Here is a 17,206-nt window from a genome sequence, read left to right as displayed (position 1 = left end):
AGTGCTGCCGACACCTTTCGGATGTACCAAACCACCTCGTCGAGAGGTTTGCGATGCACAGGCTCCACACCACGACACTCGAAGGGGATCGCCCCCTCGGCTTCTGCCCCTCTTCAGCCCTGGCGGCGCCGGGCGCTAGCGCGCCGTCTGCCGCACCGACGGCCCCGCATGCCGCTCGCCCGCTGCGCGATACCGCGCGGTCGCCGCGCACGCAGGCAACCCGCCACAATGGCGCGCGCGAGGAGCGCGGGGAAATCATCGGCTGCATCCTCGCCCTGCTGCTCTGCCTGGGCGTCATCGGCGCCTTCTACCACTTCACCTGGAGCGTCTTCGGCTAGACCGGCGCGCCGCACCGGCCTGTGGCCCGGGGACTGGCGCTCCTGCACAGTGCCAGCGACCTCGGGCACAGGCGCCATGCCGGGGCAGGCGCACGACGAGGGCAGACGCACGGTCGCGCCGCGGGCTCCGCTCGCCCGGGACTCACGGCGGTGCGGGGCCTTCGCGCACGGGCCATGCGGCACGCCGCGCATGGCGGGCGGACTGCAACATAATTCGCCTAGAATCGCCGCCGCGCAGCGCCCCGCCGGCGCGGCCGCGTTCGTGTCCAGCCGAGGAGCCGCTCCATGTCCAGCCCGCCCACCGAGCCCACTCACACTCCCCGCCAGGTCTGGGCGATCTTTCTGGTCTTCCTGCGCCTGGGCCTGACCTCCTTCGGCGGACCGCTGGCCCATCTGGGCTATTTCCGCGCCGAGTTCGTCGAACGGCGGCGCTGGCTCGACGAACGCAGCTATGCCGATCTGGTCGCCCTGTGCCAGTTCCTGCCCGGCCCGGCGAGCAGCCAGGTGGGTATCGCCATCGGCCTGTCGCGCGCCGGGCAGGCCGGCGCGCTGGCCGCCTGGGCCGGTTTCACCCTGCCCTCGGCGCTGGCGCTGATCCTCTTCGCCCAGGGGCTGGCGGCTTGGGGCGAGGCCCTGCCGGGGGGGCTGCTGCACGGCCTCAAGGTGGTCGCCGTGGCCGTGGTGGCGCAGGCGGTCTGGGGCATGGGCCGCAGCCTGTGCCCGGATGCGCCGCGCCTGACCCTGATGGTCGCGGCCTGCGCCGTGGCGCTGCTGTGGCCGACTCCGGCGGGGCAGATCGCGGTGATCCTCGGCGCCGCGCTGTGTGGCCTGTGGCTGCCGCGCCACGCGGCGGAGGGCGCCCACCCGCCGCTGCCGATCCGCATCGGCCGGCGCAGCGCGCTGGTCTGCCTGGGCCTGTTCGCGGCCCTGCTGTTCGGCCTGCCGCTGCTCGCCGAATGGGCGACGGGGCCGCAGGTCCGGCTGCTGGACGCCTTCTACCGCGCCGGCGCGCTGGTGTTCGGCGGCGGCCATGTGGTGCTGCCGCTGCTGCAGGCGGAGATGGTCCCGGACTGGCTGTCCGCCGATACCTTCCTCGCCGGCTACGGCGCGGCGCAGGCGGTGCCCGGCCCGCTGTTCACCTTCGCCGCCTTCCTCGGCGCGGCGCTGGAGGGCGGCATGGGCGGCTGGTCGGGGGGCTGCTGTGCCTGCTGGCGATCTTCGCCCCGTCGTTCCTGCTGGTGAGCGGCGCGCTGCCGTTCTGGGAAGCGCTGCGCCGCAACGCGCGCATGCAGGCGGCGCTGGCCGGCATCAACGCCGCGGTGGTCGGCCTGCTGCTGGCCGCGCTGTACCAGCAGGTCTGGACCGGCAGCATCCGCGGCGCCGGCGACTTCGTCCTGCTGCTGCTCGCCTTCCTCGCCCTCGGCGTCTGGAAGCTGCCGCCTTGGCTGGTGGTGCTGCTCGCCGCGCTGGGCGGCGCGCTTGTGCTATAGCTCGACGCACAGTCCAGGCCCCCAGGAGCCGCGCATGAGCAGCACACCGCATCCCCCCGGCTGGCGCGAACGGCTGTACGTCGTCGTGTTCCACACCGACACCCCCGCCGGACGGCGCTTCGACGAGCTGCTGTTGCTGGCCATCGGCGCCAGCCTGCTGGTGGTGATGCTCGACAGCATCGCGGCGGTCAACCGCCTCTACGGCGTGCCGCTGACGGTGCTGGAATGGGGCTTCACCGCGCTGTTCGCCGCCGAGTACCTGCTGCGCCTGTACTGCTCGCCCAGGCCGCTGCGCTACGCCTTCAGCTTCTACGGACTGATCGATCTGCTCGCGGTGCTGCCGGGCATCCTCGCCCTGGTCTACGCCGACGCCCAGTACCTGCTCATCGTCCGCGTGCTGCGCATGCTGCGGGTGTTCCGCGTACTCAAGCTGACCCCCTACCTGACCCAGGCCAACTTCCTGCTGGTGGCGCTGCGCGGCAGCCGGCAGAAGATCATCGTCTTCCTGCTCACCGTCAGCACCCTGGTCACCGTGTTCGGCACCCTGATGTACGTGATCGAAGGCCCGGCCCACGGCTTCAGCAGCATTCCCACCAGCATCTACTGGGCGGTGGTGACCCTGACCACCGTGGGCTTCGGCGACATCACCCCGAAGACCCCGCTGGGCCAGGGCCTGGCCACCCTGATCATGATCACCGGCTACTCGATCATCGCCGTGCCCACCGGCATCTTCACCGCCGAGCTGGCCAGCGCGATGCGTACCGGCGGCGGCGACGGGCCGCTGCTGCACGACTGCCCGAGCTGCGCCAAGCCTCGCCACGAGGCCGGCGCCAGCTTCTGCAGCCGCTGCGGCAATCCGCTGTTTCCGCGCCGCGGGGGCGACTAGTCAGTCGTCGCGGTGCCCGCCCTCGCCGCGCCGCCAATCCTGCCGCCGCTCGGCGTGGCGCTCCTGGTGCTCGCGGCGCTCATGGCGCTGGGCGGTTTCCTCGCGGCGCTGCTGCCGCCACTGCTCCTGACGCTCGCGGCGCTCGGCGGCGCGCCGTTCCTGGGCTTCGTAGCGACGCTGCTGCGCCTCGTGCTCGCGCTGCCAGCGCTGGCGCTCGTGCAGGGACTCCATGCGCCGTTCGTGCTCGCGGCGCGCCGCCTCCTCGCGGGCGCGCTGGCGCTCGAACTGCCGGCGCTCCAGCTGCTGACGCTCGAACTCCCGACGCTGCCAGTCGGCGTGCCCGTCGTGGCGGTCGCGCTGCCAGTTGCCCTCGTGGGGCTGGCGCCACTGTTCGCGGTAGTCGCGGCGACCATCGTGGTGCCAGCGCGCATCCGGGCGATGGCGATGGATCAGCGGTGCCGGCACCTGCCGGTAATCGACGGCACGCCACGGCCCGCGCCAGTGCGAGGAGCGCACCCAGCGGTTGTCGTGCCAGCGCAGGTAATGCCGGTCGGGACCGTAGTAGACCGAGGGATAACCGAGGCTGACGTAGGCGCGCACGTCGTCGTCCCAGCGCCAGCGGCCCTCATGCGGCGGCGGGTAGTGACCCCGATGGCCGGAATCGTAGCGGTAGCCGCGATAGTCGCGGTCGCCCGCCGAGATGGAGCAGGCAGCCAGGGGCAGCAGCAGCGCCAGCAGGACACCCACGGCAAGACGCCTCATGAACGAACCTCCACGGCAGGCCCGGCCTGCCCGATGCATTGAACGGTGGCGCCCTCCCCGCCGCCCGCGGGCGGATCGGCGCCACTGGGTTCGACAGCGGCGCCGTCCACAGGTTGCAGGACGCCACGCTCGCCGCCCACACTGCCGGAGACCGTCCATCGGAGATCCGCCGACATGCCGACCGCCTACCGCAGCGCCCTGCTCTACAGCCTCGACGATCCGGCCACGGTCGGTGCCGCGGCCAGCTACCGCCATCACGAAGACGGCCTGCTGCTGGTGGAGGACGGCCTGATCCGCGCCTGCGGCCCGGCCGGCGAGCTGCTGCCGGGTCTGCCCGCCGGCACGCCGCTGCGGCACTGGCCGGACGCCCTGATCGTGCCGGGCTTCGTCGACACCCACATCCACTACCCGCAGACCGGCATGATCGGTGCCGCCGGCGAGCAGTTGCTCGACTGGCTGGCGCGCTACACCTACCCCGCCGAGCGACGTTTCGCCGACTCAGCCTACGCCGAGCGGGTGGCGCGGATCTTCGTCGCCGAACTGCTGCGCAACGGCACTACCACCGCGCAGGTGTTCGCCAGCGTGCATCCCGCATCGGTGGACGCCTTCTTCACCGTCGCCGCCGAGCTGGACCTGCGCATGCTCTGCGGCAAGGTGCTGATGGACCGCAACGCGCCGCCCGAGCTGTGCGATAGCGCCGACAGCGGCTACGCACAGAGCCGCGCGCTGATCGAGCGCTGGCACGGCCACGGCCGCCTCGGCTACGCCGTCACCCCGCGCTTCGCCGGCAGCTGCAGCAGCGCCCAGCTGCGCCGCGCCGCGCAGTTGCTCGACGAATTCCCCACGGTGCGCCTGCACACCCACCTGGCGGAGAACCGCGCGGAAATCGCCTGGATCGAGAGCCTGTTCCCCGACTGCGCCAGCTACCTGGACGTCTACGCCCGCCACGGCCTGCTCGGCCCGCGCGCGCTGTTCGCCCACGCCATCCATCTCGACGACGGCGACTGCCGGCGCCTGAGCCGCTGCGGCGCGGCGGTGGCCTTCTGCCCCAGCTCCAACCTGTTCCTCGGCAGCGGCCTGTTCGACCTCGCCCGCGCCGAGCGCCTGGGCCTCAAGGTCGGCATCGGCAGCGACATCGGCGCCGGCACCAGCTTCTCGCTGCTGCGCACCCTCGGCGAGGCCTACAAGGTCGAGCAGCTGCAGGGGCGCAGTCTCGACCCGTTCAAGGCGCTGTACCTGGCCACCCTGGGCGGTGCCCGTGCGCTGGGGCTGGAGGGCCGCATCGGCAGCCTGGCGCCCGGCCACGAGGCCGACTTCGTGGTACTCGACCCGCAGGCCACGCCGCTGCTGCGCTTTCGCCTGGAGGAATGCACGGATCTGGCCGAACGCCTGGCGGTGCTGCTGACCCTGGGCGACGACCGGGTGGTGCGCGAGACCTTCGTCGCCGGGGTGTCGCGCCATCGCCGCGATGGCTGAAGGGCGCCGCGCGCCGTTATGATCGCGGCGCAGCCCCCGGCTGCTCATGCCACCCCACAAGGAATCCCGATGAAGGAATACAAGGTCACCCTCTACCAGGAGGGCATGCTCGGCTCGCTGCTGCTCGGCGCCTCCAAGGTCGATCCGGAAAAATTCAGCGCCTTCCTCAACCGCAACGCCCGCGAGGGCTGGAAGGTGATCACCATGGAGAAGGACATCCGCCGCATGCTGTTGTTCTGGAGCCGCGAGAGCTACCTGGTGATCATGGAGCGCGAGGCGTGAGGATCGGCGCCCTGCTCTGCCTGGCGATCTTCGTCGCCTGGGTCGCCCTGGCCCTGCTGCAGCTGTGGTTCGCCCCCTTCGACGGCGTGCTGTTCCTCAAGCTGAGCCTCACCGCCGCGGCGCTGTTCGGCGTCGTCCTCGGCATCAGCCTGGTGCTGCGCGAGCAGGCCAGCGACCGGCGCCTGCGCCAGCGCGGCTACCTGGACGACTGACACCGCGGGGCAGCCGGCAGCGCGGCCGGCTGCCCCACGCGCGTTCCCGCCGCGACTAGTCGCTAGTCGGCAAAGTCATTTCTGCCCGACCTCGACCAATTGATACTTTCGCCAAAGCAAAAAACAACAACAACGTATCGCTTTGGAGACACCCATGCCTCTTCTGCTCCGCCGTCCGTGCGCGCTGTTCGTGGCCGCCGCCGCCCTTGGCATCGCCCTGCCCCTCGCCCTGCCCCATGGCACCCTCGAAGCCGCCGAGCTGACCATCAAGCGCGACGCCTACGGCACCCCGCACATCTACGCCGACGACACCTACGGCCTGTTCTACGGCTACGGCTACGCCATCGCCCAGGACCGCCTGTACCAGCTGGAGATCGCCAAGCGCAGCACCCAGGGCCGCGTCGCCGAGGTGCTGGGCAAGGACTACCTGGACTTCGACATCGGCATCCGCCGCAACTACTCGCCGGCCACCATCCGCCAGCAGCTGGCGGCGCTGCCCAAGGCCGACATGGACATCCTCGACGGCTATGCCGCGGGCATCAACCAGTGGCTCGCGGAGATCGAGCGCCAGCCGGGCAAGCTGATGCCCAAGCAGTTCCTCGACAACGGCTTCAAACCCGAGCCCTGGACCGGCTTCGACGTGGCCATGGTGTTCATCGGCTCGATGATCAACCGCTTCGGCGACTACAACACCGAGCTGCAGAACCAGCAACTGCTCGACGGCCTGATCGCCAAACACGGCGCCGATCAGGGCCGCCGGCTGTTCGACCTGCTGCTGGCCAACGACAACCCGAACAGCCCGACCACCGTGCCCAAGGGCGAGTGGGATCCGGCCAAGCGCGCCGCCGCCTGGGCTCCGCCCAAGGCCGCTGCTGCCAAGGTCGCCGGCGCCGATGCGCAGACCGCGCCGCTGCTGGCCAGCCTCGACCCGGCCAGCGCGCCGCCGGCCCTGGAGGACAAGGCGTTCAGCAACATGCTGGTGCTCGGCGCGAAGAAGAGCCGCGAGGCGCGCGCGATCCTCATCAACGGCCCGCAGTTCGGCTTCTTCCAGCCGGCCTACACCTACTCCATCGGCCTGCACGGCGCCGGCTACGACGCGGTGGGCAACAGCCCGTTCGGCTACCCGATGGTGCAGTTCGGCTACAACAAGGACATCAGCTGGGGCAGCACCTGGGGCGCCGGCGACAACGTCGACATCTTCCGCCTCGACCTCAACCCGGCCAACCCCGAGCAGTACCGCCACCAGGGCGCCTGGCGCAACCTGGAAAAACGCACCGAGACCGTCCGCGTCAAGGGCGAGGCGGACCGCCAGATCGTCGTCTACCGCAGCGTCCACGGCCCGGTGATCGACCACCAGCCGGACAAGGCGCTGGCCTTCAGCAAGCGCCGCGGCTGGGAAGGCCAGGAAGTCGCCACCCTGATGGCCTGGAACAAGGTCGGCAAGGCCCGCGACCACCAGGGCTGGATGGATCAGGTGCAGCACTCGGCGATCAACGTCAACTGGTACTACGCCGACCGCAACGGCAACATCGGCTACGCCCTGGGCGGGCGCTACCCGATCCGCACCCAGGGCCAGGACAACCGCCTGCCGACCTCCGGCAGCGGCGAGCTGGACTGGCAGGGCTTCCTGCCGTTCTCCAGCAACCCGCAGGTCTACAACCCGAGCACCGGCTACCTCGCCAACTGGAACAATCGCCCGGCCGAGGGTTTCCCCAACCCCGACCAGTTCTGGTACTCGTGGAACGCCGCCGACCGCGTCGAGACCATGCTCAGCCGCATCGAGGCGCAGAAGACCTTCACCCCGGACGAGGCCTGGGCGCTGATGATGGAATCCTCCTTCGAGGACCCCAACGCGCGCTTCCTGGTGCCGCGCCTGCTCGACGCCGTGCGCAAGGGCGACGACCCGCGCCTGGTCCAGGCCGCCCGCCATCTGGGCGCCTGGGACTACCTGGAGCGCGACGCCGACCGCGACGGCCACTACGACCTGCCGGCCACGCCGATCTTCCGCAGCTGGCTGGCCCACCTGCAGAAGCTGCTGCTCGCCGACCTGCTCCCCGAGCAGCAGGCCGCCTGGTTCCTGCGCACCGGCCACTACGAGCCGGGCAAGGGCACCCCGGGCAGCCAGAACATCGAGATCGCCACCAAGGTCATCCACCAGGCCATCGTCGACGCCGAGGCCGGCCGGCCGACGCCCTTCCCGCTGCTCGCCGGCAAGGACGTCGACGCGCTGATGCGCCAGGCGCTGAGCCTGGCCGTCGACGAGCTGGGCAAGGCCCAGGGCAGCGACAGCAGCCGCTGGCGCACCCCGGTCAGCCATACCCTCTACGCGCCGCAGAACTTCCTGAAGATCCCCCAGGCCGGCGCCGACGAGCAGCAGCAGAACCACCTGGCGATGAACCGCGGTACCGAGAACAACATGACGGTGTTCGCCGCAGACGGCGTCAAGGGTTACGAGGTCGCCGCGCCCGGCCAGTCCGGCTTCATCGCCCCCGACGGCAGCCGCGCGCCGCACTACGACGACCAGCTTGAGCTGTTCGGCGACCTCGGCCACAAGCCGACCTGGCTGTCCGCCGAGGACGTCAAGGCTCACGCCGTCAGCGAGACGCGCCTGAGCTACTGAGCCGCGGCCCCGCCGCAAGCCTTCGCCGGCCCGCCTCCGGGCCGGCGAAGTTCCCGCCCGACATCCCGACGCCTTGCGCGGCCCACGCCGCGGATGCGCGCCCGGCCGTCCGGCGATCAGTGCTGCAACCCCGCCCAATAACAACAAAAGCGAACCCAGCATGACTGCCAAGACCCTGTTACGCCTGACACCCCTCGCCCTGCTGCTGGCCGCCGCCGGCAACGCCCAGGCCGCCGGCTTCCTCGACGACAGCAAGACCTCGCTGCGCTACAGCCAGTTCTACTGGAACGAAGGCACCCGCGGCGCACCGGACGCCCAGCGCGACGAGTGGGTGCAGGGCGCCCAGTTCAGCTTCAAGTCCGGCTACTTCAACGACCTGATCGGCTTCGACTTCGGCTACGGCCTGGCCAACGACCTGCACATCGGCGACAAGGCCAACAGCCTCGGCAACCTGGTCGCCGACCAGCGCGACGTGCAGAACCCCCACGGCCTGGGCAAGCCGCTGGAGGCCTACCTCAAGACCCGCTTCGCCGACGACCGGCAGGAACTGCGCTTCGGCGCCGGCAAGAAGGCCCGCGTCTTCGAGCAATACGTCGACAGCGTGACCCGCGTGCTGCCGGCGGCCACCCTGGGCTACGACCTGGACTACCGGCGCGGCCCGCTGAACCTGCGCCTGAGCCAGATCGAGCAGTTCACTCCGCGCAACGACAACGGCTGGGGCGACGAGCTGACCAACTTCGCCGGCGAGAAGATCGACCACCTGCGCATCCTCGGCGCCAGCTACGCCCTCACTCCCAACACCCGGCTGGTCGCCGAGCACGCCGAGGCCAAGGACTACCTGGAGTCGCGCCTGCTGCGCCTGGAGCACAACAGCCCCCTCGACGCCCAGCGCCGCGTCGAGCTGTATGCCAGCCACGGCAGCCAGCGCGACGCCGGCGAGCTGTTCGACTACGCCGGAGTGCCCGGCCTCTACGAGGCGAGCGACCGCCACCACGCGCGCTTCGTCGACCTCGGCGCCACCTACCGCGACGGCAACTGGTACGCCGGGCTGAACCTCAACCAGGTGCGCGGCGACGACTTCGACCGGCTGTTCTTCGCCAAGGACCACGGCACCTGGGCCAACAGCGGCCAGCTGTTCTTCTGGTACGGCCTGGAGGACGAGCGCATGCTCAAGCTGCGCGGCGGCCTCGACTTCGCCCCCTTCGGCCTGCCGCAGCTGCGCTGGGACGGCCACTACGCGGTGTCCGACGGCGCCGCCGGGATGGACGGCTTCGCCCGCCGCGAATGGCAGAGCATGTTCCAGTACCGCTTCGACGGCGCCCTCAAGGGCCTGCACCTGATCTGGCTGCACACCGAGCACCGCACCGCCGGCACCCCGGACGGCGTGCGCCGCACCAGCACCGGCTTCGGCCCCGCCGCCCCGGTGGACTACGACGCCGACCGTCTGTATCTCAACTACACCTACGATTTCTGAGGAGGTCAGCCACCCACAACCCGTGCTTCACAGGACAACTTCATCGACCCTTTGCCCGGTGACCTCGGTCACCGGGATTTTGTCTTACCGTGCAGAGCCATCGCGCAACAGGGAATTTCGCCGGCCGCCATCGCGACATACCGAGCCGAAGATGAACCTTGCCAAGATCAACCTCAACCTGCTGATCGCCCTGCAGGCCCTGCTGGAAGAGCGCAACGTCACCCGCGCCGCCCAGCACCTGCACGTCACCCAGTCGGCGCTGAGCAAGTCCCTCGCCCAGCTGCGCCAGCTGTTCGACGACCCGCTGCTGGTACGGGTGGAAAACCAGCTGCACCTCACCCCACTGGCCGAGGAGCTCAAGGAACGCCTCGACCGCCTGCTCGGCGAACTGGAAGGCCTGCTGCTCAGCAGCCAGTTCGACCCCGCGCAATGCCACCACAGCTTCACCATCGCCATCGTCGACTACGAGTCGCTGGCGCCGCTGTCGGGCATCCTCGAACGCATCCACCGCCAGGCTCCCGGCATCCACCTGCGTCTGGTGCATTTCGACCAGCATTCGCTGGACAACCTCAACGCCGGCAAGCTCGACCTGAGCCTCAGCTACCAGGGGCAACTGCCGGCCAACCTGCACTGCCGGGTGCTGGCGCGCATCGACATGGTCTGCGTGATGAGTGCCGACCATCCGCTGGCCGATCACGCGCTGGACCTGGACGGCTACCTGGCCCACCCCCATGTTGTCAACAGCGTGGAGCGCGGCGCACGGATCAATACCGCACTCGCCGGCCTCGGCCGGCAGCGACAGATCCGCCTGGAGGTACCGCTGTACCAGACCGCGCTGCGCATGCTGCCCGGCAGCGACCTGCTGCTGACCATCGCCGCGCCCATCGCCGAACGGGTCTGCGCCGAGTTCGGCCTGGTGAGCAAACCGCTGCCCCTCGCCCTGCCCGAGCTGCACTACCAGATGCTCTGGCATGAACGCACCCACCGCCAGACCAGCCACCGCTGGCTGCGCCAGCAACTGCTGGAAGCCCTGGCCGAGCCGCAATCGCTGGTCAGCTGAGCCGCCAGATGCAAAACACCCTGCCGGAGCCGGGCTCGGGCAGGGTGTAGCGGGGGTGGCCAAAGAACAGGATTTCCGGCGGCAGTCCGCTCAGGCTCGGTGCGGAGTCTCGGCAATCGCTCCCTGCACCACCACATAACCTGCCTCGATCTCGCGGCGAAAAGCCTCGGGAATCCGCGCCCAGTCGACCACCTGAACGATGATCGGCAGGTTGCTGTCGACGAAGGCTTCTCTCAGGGCGCCGAGGCGTAGATCGGGCTGCTCGGGCGCCGTCGGGGTGCGCAGCACCAGATCGAGATCGCTGGCTTCGTAGCTGTCACCGGCCACCCGACTGCCGTAAGCCCAGACCTCGGCATCCGCAACGTGCCGGCCAAGGATCTGCCGCACCATTTCCAGATGGCGGGGCAGCAGCTGCAACCGCTCGGACTCAAGTCTGGGCATGATCGCTGTCCTTGCCGAGCCGGCTTGCCAGTACTCCGGCCAGTCCGCTGACATCGTCGAGGAACGCCGGCAGCAGCACCAGGGTTTCCTTGGCGAAACCTTCGCCGTAGTCGTGGGCGGTATTGTTGCGATTGTCGCGGTAGGCGAACCAGCGCTCCACCGCCTCGATACTCATCAGGCCATGGCTGGCGGCCAGTCGCAACACGTCCTTGATCGGCAGGTCGTTGAGCTTGCGGGCACCGTGACCGAACTCGCGCAGTGCCTTGCGTAACAATTTGAAGGCCGCTTCCTGGACCAGCTCGTAGCCCTTGACGATGGCGTTGCGGAAAACTTCCTGCTCGATGCTGTCCGGTTCGGCCCGGACATACAGATCGAGAGAGGAGCGCAAGGTGCAGATACAGCGCTCAAGGTGTTCGGTATTCAGATAGATCACCGCTGGACTCCTCCAGAAAGGCCTGCCTGCAAGTCTTGCCCCGTTAGCACACCGACCAGACCGATCAATGGCTGAACGGTCTGTCGGTGCCAAGAGTAATCGCCGCGCTAGTGAACCTACTGCACTTCCGGCGTATCGATCACCAGCGTCTGTACGCCGCGCTCGCCGGTGGCCAGCGGCGGCAGGTCGCCGAACCACTCGCCGTCGGTGGGGCTGCCGGCGCGGGAGATGCGCGCCACCAGCTGCACTTCGGGGAAGTTGGACAGCTTGAGCTGCGGCATCATCGCGTCGCTGTCGGACAGGCTGACCTCGGCCGGCAGGTCGGCGACGGTCAGGCGCTTGGCCGCCAGCGGCATCGGCGGGCCGGAGGCGGCGCGGGCGAAGACGAACACGCTGTCGCTCGGCTGCACCTTGTCGGCGAGTTCCGCCGCCAGGCTGACCCTGACCTTCAGCTCCACCGGCGCGGCGGCGAGCGCCGGCTCGGGCAGCAGCTCGCCGCGCGCGGCCAGTTGCTCGCGGGCGCGGGCGATGCCGCCCTCGATGGCCTGGCGCGACGGGTCGGCGGCGTCGAGCTGGCCGACCAGACGCTCCCAGTAGCGCACCGCGTCGGCGTAGCGCTGCTCCTCGAAGGCGGCGATGCCGAACAGGCCGAGGGTGGTGACGTCCTGCGGGTCGGCGGCCAGGGCCTCCTCGCCGAGCTTGCGGATCTCGTCGCTGAACTGCCGCTGGCCGGCGAAGTACTGCGCCTGCGCCCACTGGCCGAGCAGTTCCGGATGCCGCCCGGCCAGCGCGACGGCGCGCTCGAAGGCCTTGGCGGCGTCCTGCGGGCGCTGCTGGTTCATGTAGGTGCGGCCGAGGAAGTACCAGGCCTCGGCCGCATCCGGCTGGGCCTTGACCGTGGCTTCCAGGCGCGCGGTCATTTCCTCGACGCTCTGCGGCGCGGTGGCCAGCTCCTGGCTCAGCTGTAGGGCGCCGCTGGCGCCCCAGTGCAGGTACAGGCCCAGCGCCGCGGCCGGCACCAGCAGGGCGGCGACCAGCGGCAGGGCGCGGCCCAGGTTGCGCGGCGCGGCCTCGGCCTGTTCGGCGTCGGCGAGCAGCTCGCGAGCCGCCTCGCTGCGGCCGGCTTCTAGCTGCGCGGCGTCGAGGCTGCCGGCGGCGTGCTGGACGGCCAGTTCGGCGATACGCTCCTGATAGAGCGCGACGTTGAGGGCGGTGCGGTCTTCCTCGGCCTGGGCGCGACGGCCACGCAGCACGGGAACCAGCAGGAGAACGAGTGCGGCGAGCAGCAGCGCGCCGGCGCCAAGCCAGAAAGCGGTCATCAACGGTCAGCCTTGCTTTGGTCGGTGGGGTGCTTGAGCAGTTGGTCGAGGCGCTCGCGCTCCTCGCGGGTGAGGTCGTCCCCTTCGCCCGGCAGGGCGGACGCCTCGGCGCCGGCCGGACGACGGCGACGCAGGACGATCAGCGCCAACACGCCGACGCCACCGCCGAGCATCAGCCAGGGGCCGTACCAGAGCAGCCAGGTGCGCGCGTTGACCGGCGGGTTGTAGCGCACGAAGTCGCCGTAGCGGTCGACCAGGAAGTCGACGATCTCCTCGTTGCTCTTGCCTTCGCCGAGCATGCGATAGATCTCGCGGCGCAGGTCCATGGCGATCGGCGCGTCGGAGTCGGCGATGTTCTGGTTCTGGCACTTCGGGCAGCGCAGTTCCTCGATCAGCACCCGGTAGCGGGCACGCTCGGCGTCGTCCTTGAACTCGTAGGTGTCGACGGCCGCCTGGGCGCCCAGCGACAGGGCCAGGCCCAGCAGGCCCGCGCTCAGCAGACGCTTCATAGGCCGGCCTCGTCGAGCAGCTCGCGGTACAGCGGCGCCAGTTGCTCGCGCCAGACGCGCTCGTCGATGGCGCCGACGTGCTTGTGGCGGACGATGCCGTCCTTGTCGAGAAGGAAGGTTTCCGGCGCGCCGTAGACGCCGAGGTTGATGCCCAGGCTGCCCTGCGGGTCCTCGACGTTGGCGCGGTAGGGATTGCCCAGCTTGTCCAGCCACTGGCGGGCGGCGTCACCGTTGTCCTTGTAGTTGACCCCGTAGACCAGCACGCCCTGCGCCGCCAAACGGTTGAGCATTTCGTGCTCGGCCTTGCAGGTCGGGCACCAGGTGGCCCAGACATTGAGCAGCGCCGGCCGGCCCTTGAAGTCCTCGGCGCTCAGGCTGCGCGCCGGGTCTTCCAGCGACGGCAGGGAGAACGCCGGCAGCGGCTTGCCGATCATCGTCGAACCGATGTCGCGCGGGTCGAGGAACAGCCCCTTGTAGAGGAAGCCGGCTAGCACCAGGAAGCCGGCCAGCGGCAGCAACAGCAACAGACGTCGATTCATGCTTGCGCTCCAGTCATGCCGAGGGCGTCGCGGACCTTGCCGGTCACCTTGACCCGGTAGCGACGGTCGAGGGCGGCGAGGAAGCCGCCGAAGGCCATCAGCAGGCCGCCCAGCCAGATCCAGCGCACGTAGGGCTTGACGTGCAGACGCACGGCCCAGGCGCCGTCTTCCAGCGGCTCGCCGAGGGCCACGTAGAGGTCGCGGGTGAAGCCCGGATCGATGCCGGCCTCGGTCATCGGCATCTGCTGCACGGTGTACAGACGCTTCTCGGGGTGCAGCACGGCGATCTCGCGACCGTCGTCGAGGACCCGCACGGTGGCCTTGTCGGAGCTGTAGTTGGGCCCCTCATGGTGCCTGGCGCCGTCGAAGACGAACTGGTAGCCGCCCAGCTCCACCGACTCGCCCGGAGCCATGCGCAGGTCGCGCTCCAGCGCGTACTGGCTGGACAGCACCACGCCCAGGGCGCACACGGCGATGCCCAGGTGGGCGACCTGCATGCCCCAGTAGCTGCGCGACAGGCCGGCGATGCCCTTGAGCAGGCCCTTGTGGCGGGTCTTGTCGAGCAGGTCGCGCAGGCCGGTGAGCACCACCCAGGCGGCCAGCACGCAGGTGGCCAGCACCGCCCAGTGGAAGTCGCCGAACAGGAAGGCGGCGAGCAGGCCGAGCGCGCCGGCGGCGACCAGCACCGGCAGCAGCATGCCGGACAGCCACTTGAGCGGGGTGTCCTTCCAGCGCACCAGCACGCCGACGCCCAGCGCCGCCATGAGGATCGCCATCAGCGGCAGGAACAGCGCGTTGAAGTACGGCGGGCCGACCGACAGCTTGGCGCCGCTCAGCGCGTCGAGCACCAGCGGGTAGAGGGTGCCGAGCAGGATGGTGGCGCAGGACACCACCAGGATCAGGTTGTTGGCCAGCAGCAGGGTCTCGCGCGACCACAAGGCGAAACCGACCTTGCTCTTGACCACCGGCGCACGCAGGGCGAACAGGGTCAGCGAGCTGCCCACCACGCAGAGCAGGAAGATCAGGATGAAGGTGCCGCGCTCGGGGTCGGCGGCGAAGGCGTGCACCGAGGTCAGCACGCCCGAGCGCACCAGGAAGGTGCCGAGCAGGCTCAGGGAGAAGGCGGCGATGGCCAGCAGCACCGTCCAGCTCTTGAACACGCCACGCTTCTCGGTGACCGCCAGCGAATGGATCAGTGCGGTGCCGACCAGCCAGGGCATGAACGAGGCGTTCTCCACCGGGTCCCAGAACCACCAGCCGCCCCAGCCCAGTTCGTAGTAGGCCCACCAGGAGCCGAGCACGATGCCGATGCCGAGGAAGGCCCAGGCGACGATGGTCCAGGGCCGCGACCAGCGCGCCCAGGCGGCGTCGAGGCGCCCGCCGAGCAGTGCGGCGATGGCGAAGGCGAAGGCCACCGAGAAACCGACGTAGCCCATGTAGAGCATCGGCGGGTGGACGATCAGGCCGAAGTCCTGCAGCAGCGGGTTGAGGTCGCGGCCGTCCATCGGCGCGTTGGGCAGCAGGCGCTCGAAGGGGTTGGAGGTGACGATCAAAAACAGCAGGAAGCCGACACTGATCATGCCCATCACGCCGAGCACGCGGGCCAGCATCACTTCCGGCAGCTGGCGGGAGAACACCGCCACGGCGAAGGTCCAGCCGGCGAGGATCAGCGCCCACAGCAGCAGCGAGCCCTCGTGGGCGCCCCACACCGCGCTGAACTTGTAGAACCAGGGCAGCGCGCTGTTGGAGTTGTTGGCCACGTAGGCCACCGAGAAGTCGTCGATCAGGAAAGCGTGGGTCAGGCAGGCGAAGGAGAACAGCAGGAACAGGAACTGCCCCCAGGCCGCAGGCGCCGCCAGGCCCATCCACAGGCGGTCGCCGCGCCAGGCGCCGATCATCGGCAGGGTCGCCTGCACCGCAGCCAGGCACAGGGCGAGGATCATGGCCAGATGGCCGAGTTCGGGGATCATTGCTTGGCCTCCGCGCCGCTCATGGCACCGGCCGGCATGCCGCCCGGCAGCTTGCCGCTCTTCTCCAGCGCCTGGGTGACTTCCGGCGGCATGTAGTTCTCGTCGTGCTTGGCCAGTACCTCGTCGGCGACCAGCACGCCGTCGGCGTTGAGCCGGCCGAGCGCGACGATGCCCTGCCCTTCGCGGAACAGGTCGGGGAGGATGCCGCGGTAGCGGATGGTCACGTCGGCGGCGTAGTCGGTGACCACGAACTCGACGTCCAGCGAGTCGCCGGTGCGCTTGACCGAACCTTCCTTGACCATCCCGCCGGCGCGGATCCGCGCATCCTGCGGCGCCTCGCCGGCAGCGATCTGCGTCGGGTTGTAGAACAGGTTGATGTTCTGCTGCAGGGCGCTGAGGGCCAGGCCCACCGCCACCGCGACCCCGGCCAGCAGGCCGAGGATGATCAACAGGCGTTTCTTGCGTTGCGGATTCATTGCTTGCCCTCCCGGCGCAGACGGCGCGCCTCGTCTTGCAGGTAACGCCGGCGCGCCAGGATCGGCAGCACCACATTCAGGGCGAGAACCGCCAGGCTGACGCCGAAGGCGGTCCACACGTAGAGACCATGCTTGCCCATGGCCAGGAAATCGCTGAAGGACTCGAAACTCACAGGCTGCGCTCCACTTCGGCCTTGACCCAGCTGGCCCGCGATTCGCGCTTGAGCACTTCCAGGCGCATGCGCAGCAGCAGGCTGACGGCGAAGAAACAGTAGAAACCGAGCACCATGATCAGCAGCGGCACCCACATTTCCGGCGGCATCGCCGGCTTCTCGGTGAGCTTGAAGGTGGCCGGCTGGTGCAGGGTGTTCCACCACTCCACCGAGTACTTGATGATCGGGATGTTGATCACCCCGACGATGGCCAGCACCGCGCAGGCCTTGGCGGCGCTGTCGCGGTTGCTGATCGACTGGCCGAGGGCGATCACCCCGAAGTAGAGGAACAGCAGGATCAGCATGGCGGTCAGTCGCGCGTCCCACACCCACCAGGCGCCCCAGGTCGGCTTGCCCCATACCGCGCCGGTGAACAGCGCGACGAAGGTCATCCAGGCGCCGATCGGCGCGGCGCACTGCAGGGCGACGTCGGCCAGCTTCATCTTCCACACCAGGCCGACCACCCCGGCGACCGCCAGCATGATGTAGCAGGACTGGGCGAGGATCGCCGCCGGCACATGGATGTAGATGATCCGGAAGCTGTTGCCTTGCTGGTAGTCGGCCGGGGCGAAGGCCAGTCCCCAGACCGTGCCGACGGTCAGCAGCAATGCCGCGGCGGCGGCCAGCCAGGGCAGCCAGCGACCGCTGATCTCGTAGAACCACTTGGGCGAGCCCAGCTTGTGAAACCATGTCCAGTTCATGCAAAC

At 69.6% G+C, this 17,206-nt stretch carries 18 protein-coding genes and 1 pseudogene; 9 read left to right on the top strand and 10 right to left on the bottom strand.

Going from position 1 to position 17,206, the window contains the following annotated elements; all coding sequences use genetic code 11:
- Positions 1-53: 53 nt before the first annotated feature.
- The 3 genes and pseudogenes from BLU22_RS09965 to BLU22_RS09955 all read left to right on the top strand — a co-directional run bounded on the left by BLU22_RS09965 (position 54) and on the right by BLU22_RS09955 (position 2,714).
- Complete coding sequence (locus tag BLU22_RS09965) at positions 54-338, top strand: hypothetical protein (protein WP_090214060.1); 285 nt, start codon at positions 54-56, stop codon at positions 336-338.
- A 285-nt stretch (positions 339-623) separates the two neighbouring features.
- Positions 624-1,828, top strand: a pseudogene (gene chrA, locus BLU22_RS09960) (chromate efflux transporter).
- Positions 1,829-1,862: 34 nt separating this feature from the next.
- On the top strand, positions 1,863-2,714 hold the full coding sequence (locus BLU22_RS09955) for an ion transporter (RefSeq protein ID WP_090214057.1): 852 nt from the start codon (positions 1,863-1,865) through the stop codon (positions 2,712-2,714).
- Here the strand turns inward: BLU22_RS09955 and BLU22_RS09950 are convergent, their stop codons facing one another.
- Positions 2,715-3,476 (bottom strand): hypothetical protein, encoded by a 762-nt coding sequence (locus BLU22_RS09950; RefSeq protein WP_157718988.1) that lies wholly within the window; start codon positions 3,474-3,476, stop codon positions 2,715-2,717.
- 174 nt (positions 3,477-3,650) lie between these two features.
- Between BLU22_RS09950 and guaD the strand changes: the two genes are divergently transcribed.
- The 6 genes from guaD (at position 3,651) to BLU22_RS09920 (ending at position 10,600) form a co-directional block, all read left to right on the top strand.
- Complete coding sequence (gene guaD, locus BLU22_RS09945; protein ID WP_090214054.1) at positions 3,651-4,952, top strand: guanine deaminase; 1,302 nt, start codon at positions 3,651-3,653, stop codon at positions 4,950-4,952.
- A 69-nt stretch (positions 4,953-5,021) separates the two neighbouring features.
- Positions 5,022-5,234, top strand: a complete 213-nt coding sequence (locus tag BLU22_RS09940; protein ID WP_090214053.1) for a DUF4177 domain-containing protein — start codon at positions 5,022-5,024, stop codon at positions 5,232-5,234.
- Entirely contained in the window at positions 5,231-5,446 is a 216-nt protein-coding gene (locus tag BLU22_RS09935; RefSeq protein ID WP_090214052.1) for a hypothetical protein, read from the top strand. The genes BLU22_RS09940 and BLU22_RS09935 overlap by 4 nt, the downstream gene beginning before the upstream one ends.
- 154 nt (positions 5,447-5,600) lie before the next feature.
- Positions 5,601-8,066: a penicillin acylase family protein gene (locus BLU22_RS09930; protein ID WP_090214050.1), complete on the top strand. Its 2,466-nt coding sequence runs from the start codon at positions 5,601-5,603 to the stop codon at positions 8,064-8,066.
- A gap of 160 nt (positions 8,067-8,226) precedes the next feature.
- On the top strand, positions 8,227-9,540 hold the full coding sequence (locus BLU22_RS09925; RefSeq protein WP_090214049.1) for an OprD family outer membrane porin: 1,314 nt from the start codon (positions 8,227-8,229) through the stop codon (positions 9,538-9,540).
- A 151-nt stretch (positions 9,541-9,691) separates the two neighbouring features.
- Entirely contained in the window at positions 9,692-10,600 is a 909-nt protein-coding gene (locus BLU22_RS09920) for a LysR family transcriptional regulator (RefSeq protein ID WP_090214047.1), read from the top strand.
- Positions 10,601-10,690: 90 nt separating this feature from the next.
- Here BLU22_RS09920 and BLU22_RS09915 read toward each other — a convergent pair whose 3' ends face one another.
- From BLU22_RS09915 to BLU22_RS09875, 9 genes are all read right to left on the bottom strand, one after another.
- The gene (locus tag BLU22_RS09915; RefSeq protein ID WP_090214046.1) at positions 10,691-11,041 is read right to left on the bottom strand and encodes a nucleotidyltransferase family protein; all 351 of its coding nucleotides are present in this window, start codon (positions 11,039-11,041) and stop codon (positions 10,691-10,693) included.
- The gene (locus BLU22_RS09910) at positions 11,028-11,474 is read right to left on the bottom strand and encodes a nucleotidyltransferase substrate binding protein (RefSeq protein WP_197676751.1); all 447 of its coding nucleotides are present in this window, start codon (positions 11,472-11,474) and stop codon (positions 11,028-11,030) included. Before BLU22_RS09910 ends, BLU22_RS09915 begins: the two co-directional genes overlap by 14 nt.
- Before the next feature lie 116 nt (positions 11,475-11,590).
- A complete protein-coding gene (ccmI, locus tag BLU22_RS09905) occupies positions 11,591-12,793 on the bottom strand; it encodes a c-type cytochrome biogenesis protein CcmI (protein ID WP_090214044.1) in 1,203 nt (400 codons plus the stop codon).
- Complete coding sequence (locus tag BLU22_RS09900) at positions 12,793-13,302, bottom strand: cytochrome c-type biogenesis protein (RefSeq protein WP_090214042.1); 510 nt, start codon at positions 13,300-13,302, stop codon at positions 12,793-12,795. The genes ccmI and BLU22_RS09900 overlap by 1 nt, the downstream gene beginning before the upstream one ends.
- A complete protein-coding gene (locus BLU22_RS09895; protein WP_090214041.1) occupies positions 13,299-13,841 on the bottom strand; it encodes a DsbE family thiol:disulfide interchange protein in 543 nt (180 codons plus the stop codon). Before BLU22_RS09895 ends, BLU22_RS09900 begins: the two co-directional genes overlap by 4 nt.
- Positions 13,838-15,811, bottom strand: a complete 1,974-nt coding sequence (locus tag BLU22_RS09890) for a heme lyase CcmF/NrfE family subunit (protein WP_090214039.1) — start codon at positions 15,809-15,811, stop codon at positions 13,838-13,840. The genes BLU22_RS09895 and BLU22_RS09890 overlap by 4 nt, the downstream gene beginning before the upstream one ends.
- The gene (gene ccmE, locus BLU22_RS09885; protein WP_090214037.1) at positions 15,808-16,287 is read right to left on the bottom strand and encodes a cytochrome c maturation protein CcmE; all 480 of its coding nucleotides are present in this window, start codon (positions 16,285-16,287) and stop codon (positions 15,808-15,810) included. Before ccmE ends, BLU22_RS09890 begins: the two co-directional genes overlap by 4 nt.
- A complete protein-coding gene (ccmD, locus tag BLU22_RS09880; RefSeq protein ID WP_090214036.1) occupies positions 16,284-16,460 on the bottom strand; it encodes a heme exporter protein CcmD in 177 nt (58 codons plus the stop codon). Before ccmD ends, ccmE begins: the two co-directional genes overlap by 4 nt.
- Positions 16,457-17,200 carry a heme ABC transporter permease gene (locus BLU22_RS09875; RefSeq protein ID WP_090214034.1) on the bottom strand — a complete coding sequence of 248 codons (744 nt, stop codon included), beginning with the start codon at positions 17,198-17,200 and terminating at the stop codon, positions 16,457-16,459. The genes ccmD and BLU22_RS09875 overlap by 4 nt, the downstream gene beginning before the upstream one ends.
- Between the last annotated feature and the right edge of the window lie 6 nt (positions 17,201-17,206).

The organism is Pseudomonas guangdongensis, from assembly GCF_900105885.1.
GTDB classification, from domain to species: Bacteria; Pseudomonadota; Gammaproteobacteria; order Pseudomonadales; family Pseudomonadaceae; genus Geopseudomonas; species Geopseudomonas guangdongensis.
The sequence above is the reverse complement of the archived record's forward strand: the minus strand, read 5'-3'. Positions and strand labels throughout refer to the sequence as shown.